This window comes from Bacillus sp. SN1 (assembly GCF_002796895.1).
In the GTDB taxonomy this organism is placed as follows: Bacteria; Bacillota; Bacilli; order Bacillales; family Bacillaceae; genus Bacillus; species Bacillus inaquosorum.
The window spans coordinates 17,590-31,530 of the sequence record NZ_PHIE01000007.1 but is presented as its reverse complement, the minus strand read 5'-3'; the positions used below and the strand labels follow the sequence as shown (position 1 = coordinate 31,530).

Genomic DNA, 13,941 nt, shown 5'->3' with positions numbered 1-13,941 from the left:
TGGCTCCTTTCAGCCGGAAAGTAAAATAAAGTTCAATATGTATATCATAACACTCGGGCGGTTTGAAGAGGGTGTCTTTCTATGAAAGTAAATAGCAGTTTAAAAGAAAGAGGACATCCGGCATAGGAGAGCTGGATGAATTGGAAGATCTAGAGGATGGATGGCCTAGGCACCTGCGGCGGGAAAAAATATGACATTTGTCACTCAATCATCATGACACCCCATACTAACATCATCATCTCAGTCATTTTACAATCAATGTAAGCCATCAGGAGGTGCTCATGTGATGAATGAGGCAGTATCAGTAAGCAACGTGACAAAACATTTCCAGCAAAAAACAGCTGTAAACAACATCAGCTTCAGCATTGAAAAAGGAGAAATTGCAGCCATTCTCGGACCGAATGGGGCAGGGAAGACGACCGTTATCTCCATGATATTAGGATTGCTGAAACCGACTAAGGGAGAAATCAAACTATTTAACCGGGTTCCCGATGATCAACGGGTTCGCGAAAAAATAGGCGTGATGCTGCAGGAAGTGAGTGTCATGCCGGGTCTAAAGGTGAATGAAATCCTCGAACTCTTCCGAAGCTATTATCCGAATCCATTGTCCATGAAAGAACTCGTTTCGTTAACAGCACTCACAAAAGAAGACTTGAAAACAAGAGCAGAAAAATTATCCGGCGGACAAAAACGCCGTTTGAGCTTTGCTTTGGCTCTTGCCGGGAACCCGGAGCTGCTTATATTCGATGAACCGACAGTCGGAATGGACACATCATCAAGACATCGATTCTGGCAGACCATTCATGGGCTGGCGGATCAAGGGAAAACGATTATTTTCTCAACTCACTATTTACAGGAAGCAGATGATGCCGCACAGCGAATCTTATTTTTTGCTGATGGACGGCTTGTGGCAGACGATTCACCAATGCAGCTCCGCTCTAGGATTCAAAAACAGTCTGTTTCCTTTACGCTTCATTCAGATGAATCATTGGAAAAGCTGTCTCGTCACCCGGAAGTAGAGCGAGTGATCCAAAAGCATCAGAGAACCATCATCCAAACATCAAATACAGACAAAGTGTTAGCGCTGATCTTTCAAGAAAACATACATGCACGCGATATTCGAATTGAGCAAGGAACGCTTGATGAGGCATTTCGCCAGCTGGCTGACGGAAACAGGGAGGCGATGTGAGTGAACATGCTCCAGAAGCAAAGCATAGCTGAAATGAAAAGGGTGCTTAGGAATAAGTACTTTGTGCTTTGGTCGCTGATGATGCCGATTGCCTTTTATTATCTCTTTACCAATGTAGTGAATACCAACGTCCCTGATCAACGTGCATGGGACGCCCATTACTTAATGTCGATGACAGTCTTCAGCGTGATGGGTTCTTCTATCATGACGCTTGGAATCCGTATGGTTCAAGAACGGTCACAGGGCTGGACTGCCTTTATCCGCATTACCCCTCTTCCGGATCATATTTATTTATCAGCTCAGATGATTGGCCAAAGTGTGATTCACGTTTTATCCATTACCGTCATTTTTCTTTTCGGCGCCATTATCAATGACATTGCCTTGTCACCGTTTGAATGGGTCATGAGCGGACTGTGGATTTTGTTTGGCGCATTGCCGTTTTTAGCATTAGGCACACTAATAGGCCTCATGAGAAAAGTAGAAACAGCGGCCGGAATCAGTAATGTGCTTTACATGCTGCTGGCTTTAGGCGGTGGCATGTGGATGCCGTTTGAGGTCATGCCTGACATGATGCAGAACATTGGCCGGTGGCTTCCGTCTTATCATTTCGGGAGCGGAGCGTGGGAACTTGTCCGAGGCGAATTCCCATCCTGGAAAAATATTCTGATATTAATCGCTTATTTGATGCTCTTCATGCTACTATCTAAGTATATTAGAAGAAAACAAGAAGCGGTGTAATACATGAAAAAGGCAATATCAATTTTCCCGAAGCAATTCGGGTTTTTCCCTTATATCTTTCTGGTGTACACCATTATGCCGTTCCTCTCTTTATTGAAAGAATCAGGCATCAAACAGGTGATTGGATATGGCATGCTGGTCCTTTTTGTCGTAGCATATCGCCAGTTGTTCTGCAGCTTGGGCAGGGGATCGTTTACGTGTTGGCTCATCGTGCAAATGGCGGTTATTTTTATATACAGTCTGTTTTATGATATCAGCTATATGTACTTAGGTTTTTTCCCGGCAAACTTTGTTGGGTATTACAGAGAGAAAACGAAGTTTAACCGTGCTTTCTGCGGTTTAATCTTCATGCTGCTGCTCCCTTGTCTGTATCAATTATTTGCGAATTCGGTCTCAATTCGGGAGCTTTTCTCTATTCTTCCATTTCAGGTCATCATGCTCATTTCTCCATTCGGAATCCGTTCTATGTTTCGGAGAATAGAGCTTGAAACGAAGCTTGACCAAGCAAACGAACAGATAAGGGAACTCTCCAAAAGGGAGGAGCGCGTTCGAATCGCCCGTGATCTTCACGATACCCTCGGCCATACCCTGTCGCTTCTTACATTAAAAAGCCAGCTGATTCAGCGGCTGGCAACATCTGATCCAGAACGGACACGGCTTGAGGCAAAAGAAATGGAAACAAGCTCACGAGCCGCACTTAAGCAAGTTCGTGAGCTTGTTTCTGATATGAGAACAGTCACGATGACGGAGGAGCTCGCCAACATTCAGCACATATTAAAAACGGGGAACATTACCTTTCAATACGAAGGAGACGAAGACTTTTCAGCAATATCTCCCGTCACTCAAAACATTATCAGTATGTGTATGCGGGAAGCCGTGACCAATATCATCAAGCATAGCAAAGCAACCCACTGCGCCATCACCATTTCTCAGTTTGCTGACAAAATGAGGATTGTCATACGGGATGACGGAAAGGGAGCGGCAAAGGAGAAAACATTTGGGAATGGCTTGCGGGGAATGGAAGAACGGCTCATGCTCATTGAAGGCGGATTAACGCTTTCAGTCCATAACGGAACGGTTTTGACACTGACGATTCCGCTTATTAAAAAAGCAGAATGATAGGAGGACGAAAAGAATGATTCGCCTGTTTATTGCTGAGGACCAGCGAATGCTTTTAGGCGCTTTGGGATCTCTGCTTGATTTAGAAAAGGATATGACAGTCATCGGACAAGCATTAAACGGGGAAGAGGCGCTAAAAGCCATTTTGAAGCTGGAGCCGGATGTGTGCATCATGGACATTGAAATGCCGGTTCGAAGCGGGCTGGATGTGGCAGAGGCATTAATGCAAAAAGGCTGCGGCAGCAAGGTCATTATATTAACCACCTTTGCCCGCCCCGGATATTTTGAACGCGCCGTCAAAACCGGTGTACATGGCTACCTGCTGAAAGATGGGGAAATTGACGATCTGGCCGATGCCATCCGAAAGTGTGTAAAGGGAAAACGAGTGTTCAGCCCGGAGCTGACGTTTAATATGATTCGAGACGAAAATCCGCTCACCGTAAGAGAGCAAGAAATTCTGCGGCTGGCGGCTTTAGGCAAGACAACAAAAGATATTACGCTTGAACTCTATTTATCTCAAGGCACAGTCCGAAACTATATATCAGAAATCATCCAAAAGCTTGATGCGAAAAATCGGACAGAGGCCGCCAGCATTGCTGAGGAAAAGGGCTGGATTTAACCATGTGTTTTTCACCATCACGGCACTCCTGGGAGATCAGGAGTGTTTTTTATATGCCCGCAAATGAAAATATCCCCAGAAAACCCTTTCCTTCCATTATCAGAATAGTGTACGATATTCATATAGTTATTTTAACTCAGGTCATCTGATGACCTGATCATATATTGGGGATGAGAGAGGGGTTCATCATGAAAGTCTCACTTTTTGTCACTTGTCTTGTTGATATGTTTCAAACAAACGTAGGAAAAGCAACGGTTGAGCTGCTTGAGCGGCTTGGGTGTGAGGTTGATTTTCCGGAGGGGCAGATCTGCTGCGGCCAGCCGGCTTACAACAGCGGTTACGTGAATGATGCCAAAAAAGCAATGAAACGAATGATTGAAACGTTTCAGGAGTCAGATTATGTCGTCAGTCCATCCGGTTCCTGCACCACAATGTTCAGGGAGTATCCGCACCTGTTTAAAGATGACCCGAAATGGGCGGATAAAGCGCAGAAGCTTGCGGATAAAACGTATGAATTAACGGATTTCATCGTGAACGTCCTCGGGGTGGAGGATGTCGGCGCAACTCTTCATAAAAAAGCAACCTTACATACGTCATGCCATATGACAAGGCTCCTCGGGGTATCGGAGGAGCCGATGAAGCTGCTGAGCCATGTGAAAGGGCTTGAATTCACGCCGCTTCCGGGCAAACACAATTGCTGCGGATTCGGAGGAACATTCTCCGTCAAAATGGCCCAGATCTCTGAACAGATGGTCGATGAAAAAGTTGCATGCGTGGAGGAAACGGAAGCAGAGGTGCTGATCGGTGCTGACTGCGGCTGTTTGATGAATATCGGGGGACGGCTTGACCGAAAAGACAAGAATGTCAAAGTGATGCACATCGCCGAAGTGCTCAACAGCAGATAAAACTGGATTCAGAGGGGGAAAGGATCATGGCGATGAAAATCGGTACTGACGCTTTTAAAGAGCGGGTATCACAGGGGATTGATAATGAATTTATGAGAGGCGCTGTTTCAGGTGCGCAGGAACGTCTGCGGACACGGCGCCTTGAAGCAGCCGAAGAGCTGGGAAACTGGGAAGAGTGGCGCTCGCTATCAGAGGAAATCAGGCAGCATGTCCTTGAAAACCTCGATTTCTATCTTGGCCAGCTTGCGGAAAATGTGGCGAAAAGAGGCGGGCATGTCTATTTCGCGGAAACAGCGGAAGAGGCGTCTTCTTACATTCGCGATGTCATTCAAAAGAAGAACGGGAAGAAAATCGTGAAATCAAAATCAATGGTCACAGAGGAAATCAATCTGAATGAGGTGCTGGAACAGGAAGGCTGCGAAGTCGTCGAAACCGACCTCGGCGAGTATATTTTGCAGATTGATGATCATGATCCGCCGTCACATATCGTAGCGCCCGCCCTTCATAAAAATAAAGAGCAGATACGCGATGTGTTTAAAGAGAGGCTGGACTATCAACATACAGAAAAACCGGAAGAGCTCGTCATGCATGCGCGCACCATCCTCCGGGAAAAGTTTCTGGAAGCGGATATCGGCATTACCGGCTGTAACTTCGCCATCGCTGACACGGGCTCTGTCAGCCTTGTGACCAATGAAGGTAACGGACGGCTTGTGAGCACTTTGCCGAAAACGCAAATCACCGTGATGGGAATGGAGCGAATTGTCCCGTCATTTTCTGAATTTGAAGTGCTTGTCAGCATGCTGACAAGAAGCGCTGTCGGACAGCGGCTGACAAGTTATATTACGGCTTTGACAGGCCCGAGGCTTGAAGGGGAAGTGGACGGGCCGGAGGAATTCCATCTTGTCATTGTTGACAATGGCCGCTCCAACATTCTCGGTACGGAATTCCAGTCTGTGCTGCAATGTATCCGCTGTGCCGCTTGTATCAATGTCTGCCCTGTGTACCGCCATGTCGGCGGACACTCTTACGGCTCAATTTATTCGGGGCCGATCGGAGCGGTTTTATCGCCGCTGCTCGGCGGTTATGACGATTTTAAGGAGCTCCCGTACGCGTCTACATTGTGCGCGGCTTGTTCAGAAGCCTGCCCGGTCAAAATTCCGCTTCACGAGCTGCTTCTCAAGCATCGCCAGAACATCGTCGAAAAAGAAGGAAGAGCACCGATCAGCGAAAAGCTTGCGATGAAAGCGTTCGGACTTGGCGCGTCCTCTTTGTCGCTTTATAAAATGGGCTCAAAATGGGCGCCAGCCGCCATGACGCCTTTTACAGAGGACGAAAAAATTTCGAAAGGGCCCGGCCCGCTCAAAAGCTGGACTCAGATCCGCGACTTCCCGGCACCGCATAAATCAAGATTCAGAGACTGGTTTACAGACAGAGAAACAAGTGAACGCACGAAGGAGGAGCAGTGATGACGAAGGGAACCGTTCAGAATCAGGAGAGCTTTTTAAACCGGATCGCATCACGCCTAGGCCGTGAAAGAAGAACAGGAGGCGTGGCAGTCCCTGAGTGGGCGCACCAGCCGCAATATAAAACACTTGAAGGATATTCAGCAGATGACTTAGTGACAGTGCTCAAAAACCATTGTGTCAAAATCCATACAGAGCTGATTGAAACCGATTCAACCGGACTTTACGATGCCCTCCGTGAACAAGTCAGCCGGTTTTCCGGAGGCCCTGTCATCATTCCGAAAGACTCCCGCTTTGAAGCATACGGACTAAAAAGCCTGCTTACCAAAGACTGGCCGAGCGATGGAACACCGGTCTGGGAGTGGGATGCTGACAAAGGCGAAGAAAATATCAAAAAAGCGGAGCAAGCCAATGTAGGGATCACATTCAGTGAAATCACACTGGCTGAGTCGGGGACGGTTGTCCTCTTTTCCTCAAAAGACATCGGCCGGTCTGTCAGCCTTCTGCCGACGACATACATTGCGATTGTCCCGAAATCAAGCATTGTTCCGAGAATGACGCAAGCCAGTGATATCATCCGCCAAAAGATTGCGGACGGCGTCACTGTTCCCTCATGCGTCAACTACATTACCGGACCGAGCAACTCAGCCGACATCGAAATGGATTTGGTCGTCGGGGTGCACGGACCTGTAAAGGCAGCATACATTCTCGTATCTGATCGCTGATCTCAGGAAGCCCGGCATGTGTTGCCGGGCTTTTTGATTGAAAAAACTTCAACTTCCAATTTTTTGGCCGATGAGAAGAGTATGACTTGAAAAGGAGGAAATGCGATGAAAAAATGGCTGATTATTGCTGTTTCACTGGCGATTGCGATCGTGCTGTTTATGTATACAAAAACAGAAGCGAAGGCAGCCGGCATGACATTAGGCTACACCACTGGAGATACGGCCTCATACAATTCTCTTACGAAATATCATTCATACATGAATTCCATCGCCACAGATACGTTTGCCTTTGAAAAAAACGGACAAGTCATTGGCGATGCCCCGAGCAAGCAGCTGACATATGCGAAAAAGAAAAAAATCAAGACATGGGCTGTCATTTCAAACTATAATGACGCCATATACGATTTTGACGGAGATTTAGCGAGTCGAGTCATGAGTAATCAAACAGCGAAAAAACGATTCACAGATCAGCTGATAGCACTGGCCAAAAAGCACTCATACTACGGTATCAATATCGATTTTGAAGCAGTGCATCCAGAAGACCGATCCAAATACTCAAGCTTTATTCAATATGTCTCACAGGCCCTGAAAAAGAAACATATCAAAACAATGGTTTCCGTTCCGGCCAAAAGCGCCGATGATCAAAATGATGACTGGAGCTGGCCGTATGATTATGCGAAAATCGGTAAATATGCCGACTACGTACAAGTCATGACTTACGACGAACACGGCATTTGGGGCGAGCCGGGATCAGTGGCAAGCACAAGCTGGATCAAAAGCTCTCTGCAGTTTTCAGTCAAGAAAATCAAAGCCAATAAAGTCATCATGGGAATCCCTGCGTACGGCTATGACTGGGATGTAAAAGACGGAAGCGGCAGCGCCATGCGGGAATGGAATGAACTTAAGTCCCTCATCAAGAAGCAGAAAGCAAAGCCGGCATTCAACAAAAAATCAGGTTCGATGACGTTTTCTTACGTTGACAAAAAGAAGCATAAACATGTCGTGTGGTATGAAAATGAAAAAACCGTTCAAACGAAAAGCCATCTGGCAAAGCAATATAAAATAGCAGGTGTCTCAGTCTATGCATTAGGAAACGAGTCAGAATCCTTTTGGAAAGCCATCCAAAAAGGGACAAAATAACAGTTTCTTTTTTCTCTGAAGTTATTGACAGGGAAAAGAGAAGCACGTATATTATGTTAATATATTCAGATCATAAAATTTAAGTTTTTCAGAAAACTACAACACATAGAATGGGAGCAGTAAAAGAAAGCGATCAGAAAAGAGAGCTGCGGGGTGGTGCGACGCAGCCTGATTCTTCTTTGAACTCGCCCGGGAGTGGTAAGACGGAACGGAATAGATTGAATATTCCCTATGTTTTAACGGCTAACCTTCGTTACAGGTCAAAAGCTGGATTCTTCATGAAGAATCAACAAGAGTGGTACCGCGGTCAGCCAAAGGCTCGTCGTCTCTTTATCTATTAGATAGGAGACGGCGGGCTTTTTTGTTTTTGAAAACCAGAAGGAGAGGTACAAGAGGATGAAAAAGGACAATCAGACGTTAAAACGCACGATGACGTCCCGCCATATTATGATGATGGCGCTGGGCGGAGCAATCGGCGCAGGTTTATTTAAAGGGAGCAGCTCAGCGATCGATGTGGCAGGTCCATCTGTCATTATCGCATACCTGCTCGGCGGAATTATTTTGCTGTTTATTATGCAGGGGCTCGCGGAAATGGCTGTGCGCAACCGAAACGCCAGAACCTTCCGGGATCTTGTCCAGCAGGTATTAGGAAATTATGCTGCTTATTTCTTGGATTGGATATACTGGAAAATGTGGGTGCTTAACATTGCGGCTGAAGCTGTTGTCGCTGCGATCTTTATTCAATATTGGCTGCCGGGCTGCCCGATCTGGGTGCTGGCATTAGGGATCTCGCTTGTCGTCACGATTGTGAACTTGCTTTCTGTTAAAATCTTTGCTGAAACCGAATATTGGCTGGCAATGATCAAGATTACCGTTATTATTGTCTTTATTATATTAGGATTGCTGCTCTTATTTGTATCATTCGGTGATCATACAGCTGCCGGGTTTTCAAACCTGACAGAGCACGGCGGATTTTTCCCGCACGGCGGGACAGGGCTGATTACGGCGATGCTTGTCGTGATCTACTCCTACGGCGGTACAGAAATTATCGGTGTGACGCTTGCTGAGACAAAGAATCCTGAAAAGGTTGTCCCGAAAGCAGTCCGCAGCACATTGACACGGATTGTCGCGTTCTACCTGCTGCCGTTTTTCATCATCGTCAGCCTGATTCCATGGAATCAAGTCAATTCCGTTCCAGAAAGTCCTTTCGTCATGGTCTTTAAAATGGTAGGCATTCCGGGCGCGGATCATATCATGAACGCAGTCATCCTGCTGGCGATCATTTCTTCTATGAATTCAGGTTTATACGGATCATCACGCATTTTATATACACAGGCTACTGACGGAAGGCTTCCGAAGATCTTTTCGAAGCTTTCATCGAAAAATGTACCGATGTTTGCGATTCTAATGTGCACTTCCTCTCTCTATATTGGCGTATTGATTTCTCTGTTCGCAGGAAGCCAAACGTTTAATTACTTAATGGGATCCTTAGGGTATACCGTTTTATTCATTTGGCTGATCATCGGATTTGCTCATTTGAAATCGAGAAAAGAGCAAACAGAAACACCGGCCTATTATGTAAAATGGTTCCCGTACACGACATGGTTTGCGGTTTTGGCGTTACTCGCCATTCTGATCGGGGTCATCATGACAACGTCAATTGTCATTACCCTCATCACTGCCGCGATTTATCTTTTGATTACAATTTTTTATTGGATCAATGGACGCAAACATCAGTAAATGAGAAACCTCTTGTCACAACGACAAGAGGTTTTTTTATTATTGTGCAGCCTTCTCATTTACACCAATCGCCGCCGCTTTCTGTGCTTTTGATTTTGAATTTACGAGGCAGATGCTCGTCACAATCAGCAGCAGACCCGCCAATAGGCTTAAGGTAAGCGGTTCATGAAGGAAAATGGAGCTGGCCACAATCGAAATGAGCGGAATCAAAAAGGTATAGGATGCGACCTTGCTTGCTTCCCCTGAACCGACAAGTGTAAAAAAGACAAGCCATCCAAGCGCGATAACGAAGACAGAGATGAACAACAAGCTCGTAATAAACGGAACTGTCCATTGGATCGCAGAAAAGCTTTCTGTCCAAAAGCCGGATATAAGCAGAAACACGCTTCCGATCGTCAGCTGCAAAGCGACCATCCAGATGGAATCGACGCGGCTGCCTGTTTTTTTCATATATATTGTCCCGAGCGCCCAGCTGAGTGCGGAGCCGAGAGCCAGCAGAACCCCAATGACAGAAATATGCCCGCCAAAGCCTGCGGCACTGATGACAGCTACTCCCGCAAAACCAAGGATAAGCCCGATCACTTTCAGCGCAAACATGGATTCGCCGAGCCACAGCCAAGAAAACACGCCCATCAGCACCGGCTGAAAGAAGACGATCGCGGAAAACAGGCCCGCCGGGAGGTAATTCAGCCCGATCGTTTGCAGGCCGTAGAATAACGTAATATTTAAAAGTGCAGAAACAAGATAAATCGGCCACGTTTCTTTTAAGCGTAATTTATGAATACGCGGCAATGCGACAATAACTAATAAAAGCCCACCGATCAGCGTCCGGATGCCCGCGAACAATAATGGCGGCGAATAGGCGAGCGCTGCTTTCGACAGCGGCCAATTGATGCCCCACGTGATGACGAGAAAGGCGAGAAGGATAGCTGTCTGCGTTTTTGAAAGCTGTTTCACTTTTCAATCACTCCTTGTAGAACTTTTCCATTATGATACTGTAGAATATAAGATAAATAAAATGAATCTTTTTTATAAGGAGCATAAGTAAATTGTTATGACCATTACACAATTAAGGGTTTTTGTAAAAATAGCTGAAACGGGGAGCTTTACAAAAGCGGGGCAGGCGCTGAACATGACACAGCCGGCTGTCAGCCATGCGATTTCTGCGATCGAGGCTGAGCTTGATGTGAAGCTGATCATTCGTGACCGCCGCAATGGCCTGATGCTGACCGATACGGGGAAAAAGATCTTAGTCCACATCAGGGAAGTCTTAAAAGGCATTGAAAAAGTTGAGCAAGTTGCAGCCGCGGAAAAAGGGCTTGAACTGGGAACGATCCATATCGGCACATTCTCAACAGCCTCGGCTTATTTTATGCCGAAGCTGATCAGTGAGTTTAAACAAAAATATCCGAAACTGGAGCTTGTGCTGCACGAAGGAACGGTAGATGAAGTCAAGGAGTGGCTTCACACGCGGATGATAGATGTCGGGATTCTTCTGTATCCAACGGAGGAAATCGAGTACATTCCGCTGAAAAAAGACAAAATGTCCGTCGTTCTCAGGGACGATCACCCGCTTTGCAGCCGTTCGGCCATTACGCTGAAAGATCTAGATCACGAACCGATGATCGTCTGTGACGGGGGCTATGAATCACCTTTTATCGATATGTTCAGGCAGGCGGGCGCTACACTGCACGCCGCTTTTACAGTCTATAACATTAACACCTCGATCAGTATGATCAGAGAAGGACTGGGCCTGGCGATCTTATCAGAAATGTCCATGTCGGGCATGCCGCTGCCGGAGCATGTGGTGACGCGGGATCTGGACCCGCCGGTATACCGTGATGTGCAGCTTGCTGTTCCGTCGCTAAAGGAGGCTTCTCTGGCGGCTAAACTATTTATTGATATGGCGCAGGAACTGTTTGGGACAAAATAACGGTGCCAAAACGTTCGTTTTATATTGTTCGAATTTCATCGAATCAAATTCTTTTATTCCTGATTGCAGTTGTGTTATGGTGTGATAGAAGTCCTTTCGATCATGACTTGACAGCTTGAGGCTGTTTACTGATATCACAATTGCAAAGGAGAAAAACATGTCTACTCAACAACGCAAAGATACCTTGCTTTCTGTCTTGAATTTATCTCCGGTTGTTCAGGGAGGAACGGTTGCGGAATCATTCCGAAACAGCATGGACTTGGCGCGCTGTGCTGAGGAATGGGGCTATCATCGCTACTGGCTCGCTGAGCATCATAATATAGAAGGTGTCGCAAGCTCTGCCACATCGGTTCTGATTGGCCATATTGCCGGCGGCACAAAGAAAATCCGCGTCGGTTCCGGCGGTATTATGCTTCCGAACCATTCTTCACTAGTGATTGCCGAGCAATTCGGCACACTGGAAACGCTGTATCCCGGACGGATTGATCTGGGGCTCGGGCGTGCTCCGGGAACGGACCAATTGACAGCAAGAGCGCTCCGCAGAAACATCAACAGCGGTGAAGATTTCCCGGAACAATTAGAGGAACTGCGCAATTACTTTAAACCGTCTGGAAATGTGCGCAATCAAGTCCGTGCCATTCCGGGAGAGGGCATAGATGTGCCAATTTGGCTGCTGGGCTCAAGCGGCTTCAGCGCCCGTCTGGCAGGCGAACTAGGTCTTCCCTTTGCATTCGCCGCTCATTTTTCACCGGCGAATACGGTTCCCGCTTTGGAGCTGTACCGCAATTCCTTTACGCCGTCAGACGTGCTCGACGAACCGTATGCGATGGTCGGCGTAACCATTATCGCGGCAGATACAAACGAGAAAGCGCAGCATCTTGCGACTTCGCATTATCAAAGATTTCTTGATCTTGTCCGCGGCACACCGAACCAGCTTAAGCCGCCTGTTGAGGATATGGATCAAATCTGGAGCCCGTATGAAAAAGCGATGGTCAATGAGCAGCTGAGCTCGACGATTGTCGGCGGTCCGGAAGAAGTGAAGGCGAAGCTCGAAGACTTTGTCAAAACGACACAGGCTGATGAAATTATGGTCAACTCAGAAACCTTTGAACATACAGATAGAATGCGTTCGTTTGAAATCATCGCAGACGTTTGGAAAAACAGATAACAGCTATAAAAAAAAGCAATGTAGCGGGGAGACCCATACATTGCTTTTTTTATTCATTCAGTTTTCTGGCTGACTGGCGGATGATCAATTCAGGCTCAAAAATGACATCCTCCTGCTTCGGCTTTTTATGCTCTAAGCAGTCAATGACATATTTGGCAGCTGCTTTTCCGAGCACGGATTTCGGATGCTTCACAGAGGTTAATTTCACCTCGGAGATTTGCGCAAAATGCGAATCATCATACCCGACGATAGACATATCCTCTGGCACTTTGATATCCATCTCCCGCAGCATATCAATCACCTTCAGCGCAATTTCATCGTTATAACAAAGAATGGCTGTCGGCATATGCTTGCTGTTTTTCTCCAGTGTGGCCTTCACTTTCTCCAGCAGCTTTGATTCTTTTTCCTCCGTCGTAAATGTCACAATCATATCCGGAGAAGGGAATAGCTCACGATCCCGGTGCGCCTGAATAAACCCGTTCATCCGCTTCACACCTTGTGTATCATCAGCTTTAAAAATGCCCATCATGTGCGTGTGGCCGAGAGAAAGAAGATGCTCTGCCGCCATCATGCCGCCTTTCACATCATCCAAGGTAAAACTCGGAGCGGCAAGCTCAGCGTATGAAGCGTTAATCATCGCGAAAGGAATGCCGTTTTTCTCCAAATTTAAATAGTAGCCGATATTCGGAGTTTGCAGGGCGCTTTTTGTCGGCTCCACGATGAGTCCGTCGATATTCTGGGACAGCAGGTTCTCTAACCCTCTTCTTTCATTGTCCGGGTTGTTGTTTGTGCTGGTCAGCAGCATGGAATATCCCTGCTCGCTTAAATAGGACTCGATTCCTCTGATGATGCTCGGGAAAATATAGTCTGATATGTAGGTTGTCAGAACACCAATCGTTTTATTGGAATGCAGCGCTGACTTAGCAGAGCGTGAAGCGACAAAGGTTCCCCCGCCTTGCACGCTGTACAGCAGACCTTGTGATACGAGGTCTCCGATCGCTTTGCGAATGGTATGCCGGCTGACGCCGAATTGCTGCATTAACTCGTTTTCGGTAGGGATCTTTTGATCAGGCAGTATTTTGCCTTGATTAATCCATGAACTGATTTCTTCTTTTACTTGAGCGTATTTTGGTAACATATCTATTCCTCCAAAATGTATACGGACAAATTTCAGTATATCACAGCGTTCTTTGTAAGAAAAC

13 protein-coding genes and 1 other annotated feature are annotated in these 13,941 nt (G+C 46.6%); of the genes, 11 read left to right on the top strand and 2 right to left on the bottom strand.

All coding sequences use genetic code 11. The features are described from left to right. Window positions 1-283: 283 nt before the first annotated feature. The 9 genes from CVV77_RS20040 to CVV77_RS20000 all read left to right on the top strand — a co-directional run bounded on the left by CVV77_RS20040 (window position 284) and on the right by CVV77_RS20000 (window position 9,638). Window positions 284-1,189 (top strand): ABC transporter ATP-binding protein, encoded by a 906-nt coding sequence (locus CVV77_RS20040; protein WP_100276320.1) that lies wholly within the window; start codon window positions 284-286, stop codon window positions 1,187-1,189. Beyond that, a complete protein-coding gene (locus tag CVV77_RS20035; RefSeq protein WP_084993438.1) occupies window positions 1,190-1,927 on the top strand; it encodes an ABC transporter permease in 738 nt (245 codons plus the stop codon). Window positions 1,928-1,930: 3 nt separating this feature from the next. Next, window positions 1,931-3,046, top strand: coding sequence for a sensor histidine kinase (locus CVV77_RS20030; protein ID WP_019259504.1), 1,116 nt, complete (start codon window positions 1,931-1,933; stop codon window positions 3,044-3,046). Between the two features lie 16 nt (window positions 3,047-3,062). Beyond that, window positions 3,063-3,665, top strand: coding sequence for a two-component system response regulator YvfU (yvfU, locus tag CVV77_RS20025; RefSeq protein WP_100276319.1), 603 nt, complete (start codon window positions 3,063-3,065; stop codon window positions 3,663-3,665). A gap of 188 nt (window positions 3,666-3,853) precedes the next feature. Then, a complete protein-coding gene (lutA, locus tag CVV77_RS20020; protein WP_003235238.1) occupies window positions 3,854-4,570 on the top strand; it encodes a lactate utilization iron-sulfur protein LutA in 717 nt (238 codons plus the stop codon). A 26-nt stretch (window positions 4,571-4,596) separates the two neighbouring features. Continuing rightward, window positions 4,597-6,036, top strand: coding sequence for a lactate utilization iron-sulfur protein LutB (lutB, locus tag CVV77_RS20015; RefSeq protein ID WP_019259502.1), 1,440 nt, complete (start codon window positions 4,597-4,599; stop codon window positions 6,034-6,036). Then, the gene (gene lutC, locus CVV77_RS20010; RefSeq protein WP_019259501.1) at window positions 6,036-6,758 is read left to right on the top strand and encodes a lactate utilization protein LutC; all 723 of its coding nucleotides are present in this window, start codon (window positions 6,036-6,038) and stop codon (window positions 6,756-6,758) included. The genes lutB and lutC overlap by 1 nt, the downstream gene beginning before the upstream one ends. Before the next feature lie 105 nt (window positions 6,759-6,863). Continuing rightward, the gene (locus CVV77_RS20005) at window positions 6,864-7,898 is read left to right on the top strand and encodes a glycosyl hydrolase family 18 protein (RefSeq protein ID WP_100276318.1); all 1,035 of its coding nucleotides are present in this window, start codon (window positions 6,864-6,866) and stop codon (window positions 7,896-7,898) included. 97 nt (window positions 7,899-7,995) lie between these two features. Next, window positions 7,996-8,231 (top strand) — a binding site (T-box leader). A gap of 63 nt (window positions 8,232-8,294) precedes the next feature. Then, the gene (locus tag CVV77_RS20000) at window positions 8,295-9,638 is read left to right on the top strand and encodes an amino acid permease (protein WP_084993434.1); all 1,344 of its coding nucleotides are present in this window, start codon (window positions 8,295-8,297) and stop codon (window positions 9,636-9,638) included. Between the two features lie 39 nt (window positions 9,639-9,677). Here the strand turns inward: CVV77_RS20000 and CVV77_RS19995 are convergent, their stop codons facing one another. After that, window positions 9,678-10,595 carry a DMT family transporter gene (locus tag CVV77_RS19995; protein WP_003235227.1) on the bottom strand — a complete coding sequence of 306 codons (918 nt, stop codon included), beginning with the start codon at window positions 10,593-10,595 and terminating at the stop codon, window positions 9,678-9,680. A 97-nt stretch (window positions 10,596-10,692) separates the two neighbouring features. Between CVV77_RS19995 and CVV77_RS19990 the strand changes: the two genes are divergently transcribed. Further along, a complete protein-coding gene (locus tag CVV77_RS19990; RefSeq protein WP_019259499.1) occupies window positions 10,693-11,571 on the top strand; it encodes a LysR family transcriptional regulator in 879 nt (292 codons plus the stop codon). A gap of 157 nt (window positions 11,572-11,728) precedes the next feature. Continuing rightward, window positions 11,729-12,739 (top strand): LLM class flavin-dependent oxidoreductase, encoded by a 1,011-nt coding sequence (locus CVV77_RS19980; RefSeq protein WP_100276317.1) that lies wholly within the window; start codon window positions 11,729-11,731, stop codon window positions 12,737-12,739. A gap of 49 nt (window positions 12,740-12,788) precedes the next feature. On the opposite strand, the gene araR is transcribed toward CVV77_RS19980, so the two are convergent. Further along, complete coding sequence (gene araR, locus CVV77_RS19975; RefSeq protein WP_003235221.1) at window positions 12,789-13,877, bottom strand: arabinose utilization transcriptional regulator AraR; 1,089 nt, start codon at window positions 13,875-13,877, stop codon at window positions 12,789-12,791. Between the last annotated feature and the right edge of the window lie 64 nt (window positions 13,878-13,941).

Bases quoted from the DNA above. Each gene is read 5' to 3' on its own strand.
- CVV77_RS20030 (WP_019259504.1), top strand. From the start codon at position 1,931: ATGAAAAAGGCAATATCAATTTTCCCGAAGCAATTCGGGTTTTTCCCT.
- yvfU (WP_100276319.1), top strand. From the start codon at position 3,063: ATGATTCGCCTGTTTATTGCTGAGGACCAGCGAATGCTTTTAGGCGCT.
- lutA (WP_003235238.1), top strand. From the start codon at position 3,854: ATGAAAGTCTCACTTTTTGTCACTTGTCTTGTTGATATGTTTCAAACA.
- lutB (WP_019259502.1), top strand. From the start codon at position 4,597: ATGGCGATGAAAATCGGTACTGACGCTTTTAAAGAGCGGGTATCACAG.
- lutC (WP_019259501.1), top strand. From the start codon at position 6,036: ATGACGAAGGGAACCGTTCAGAATCAGGAGAGCTTTTTAAACCGGATC.
- CVV77_RS20005 (WP_100276318.1), top strand. From the start codon at position 6,864: ATGAAAAAATGGCTGATTATTGCTGTTTCACTGGCGATTGCGATCGTG.
- CVV77_RS20000 (WP_084993434.1), top strand. From the start codon at position 8,295: ATGAAAAAGGACAATCAGACGTTAAAACGCACGATGACGTCCCGCCAT.
- CVV77_RS19990 (WP_019259499.1), top strand. From the start codon at position 10,693: ATGACCATTACACAATTAAGGGTTTTTGTAAAAATAGCTGAAACGGGG.
- CVV77_RS19980 (WP_100276317.1), top strand. From the start codon at position 11,729: ATGTCTACTCAACAACGCAAAGATACCTTGCTTTCTGTCTTGAATTTA.
- araR (WP_003235221.1), bottom strand. From the start codon at position 13,877: ATGTTACCAAAATACGCTCAAGTAAAAGAAGAAATCAGTTCATGGATT.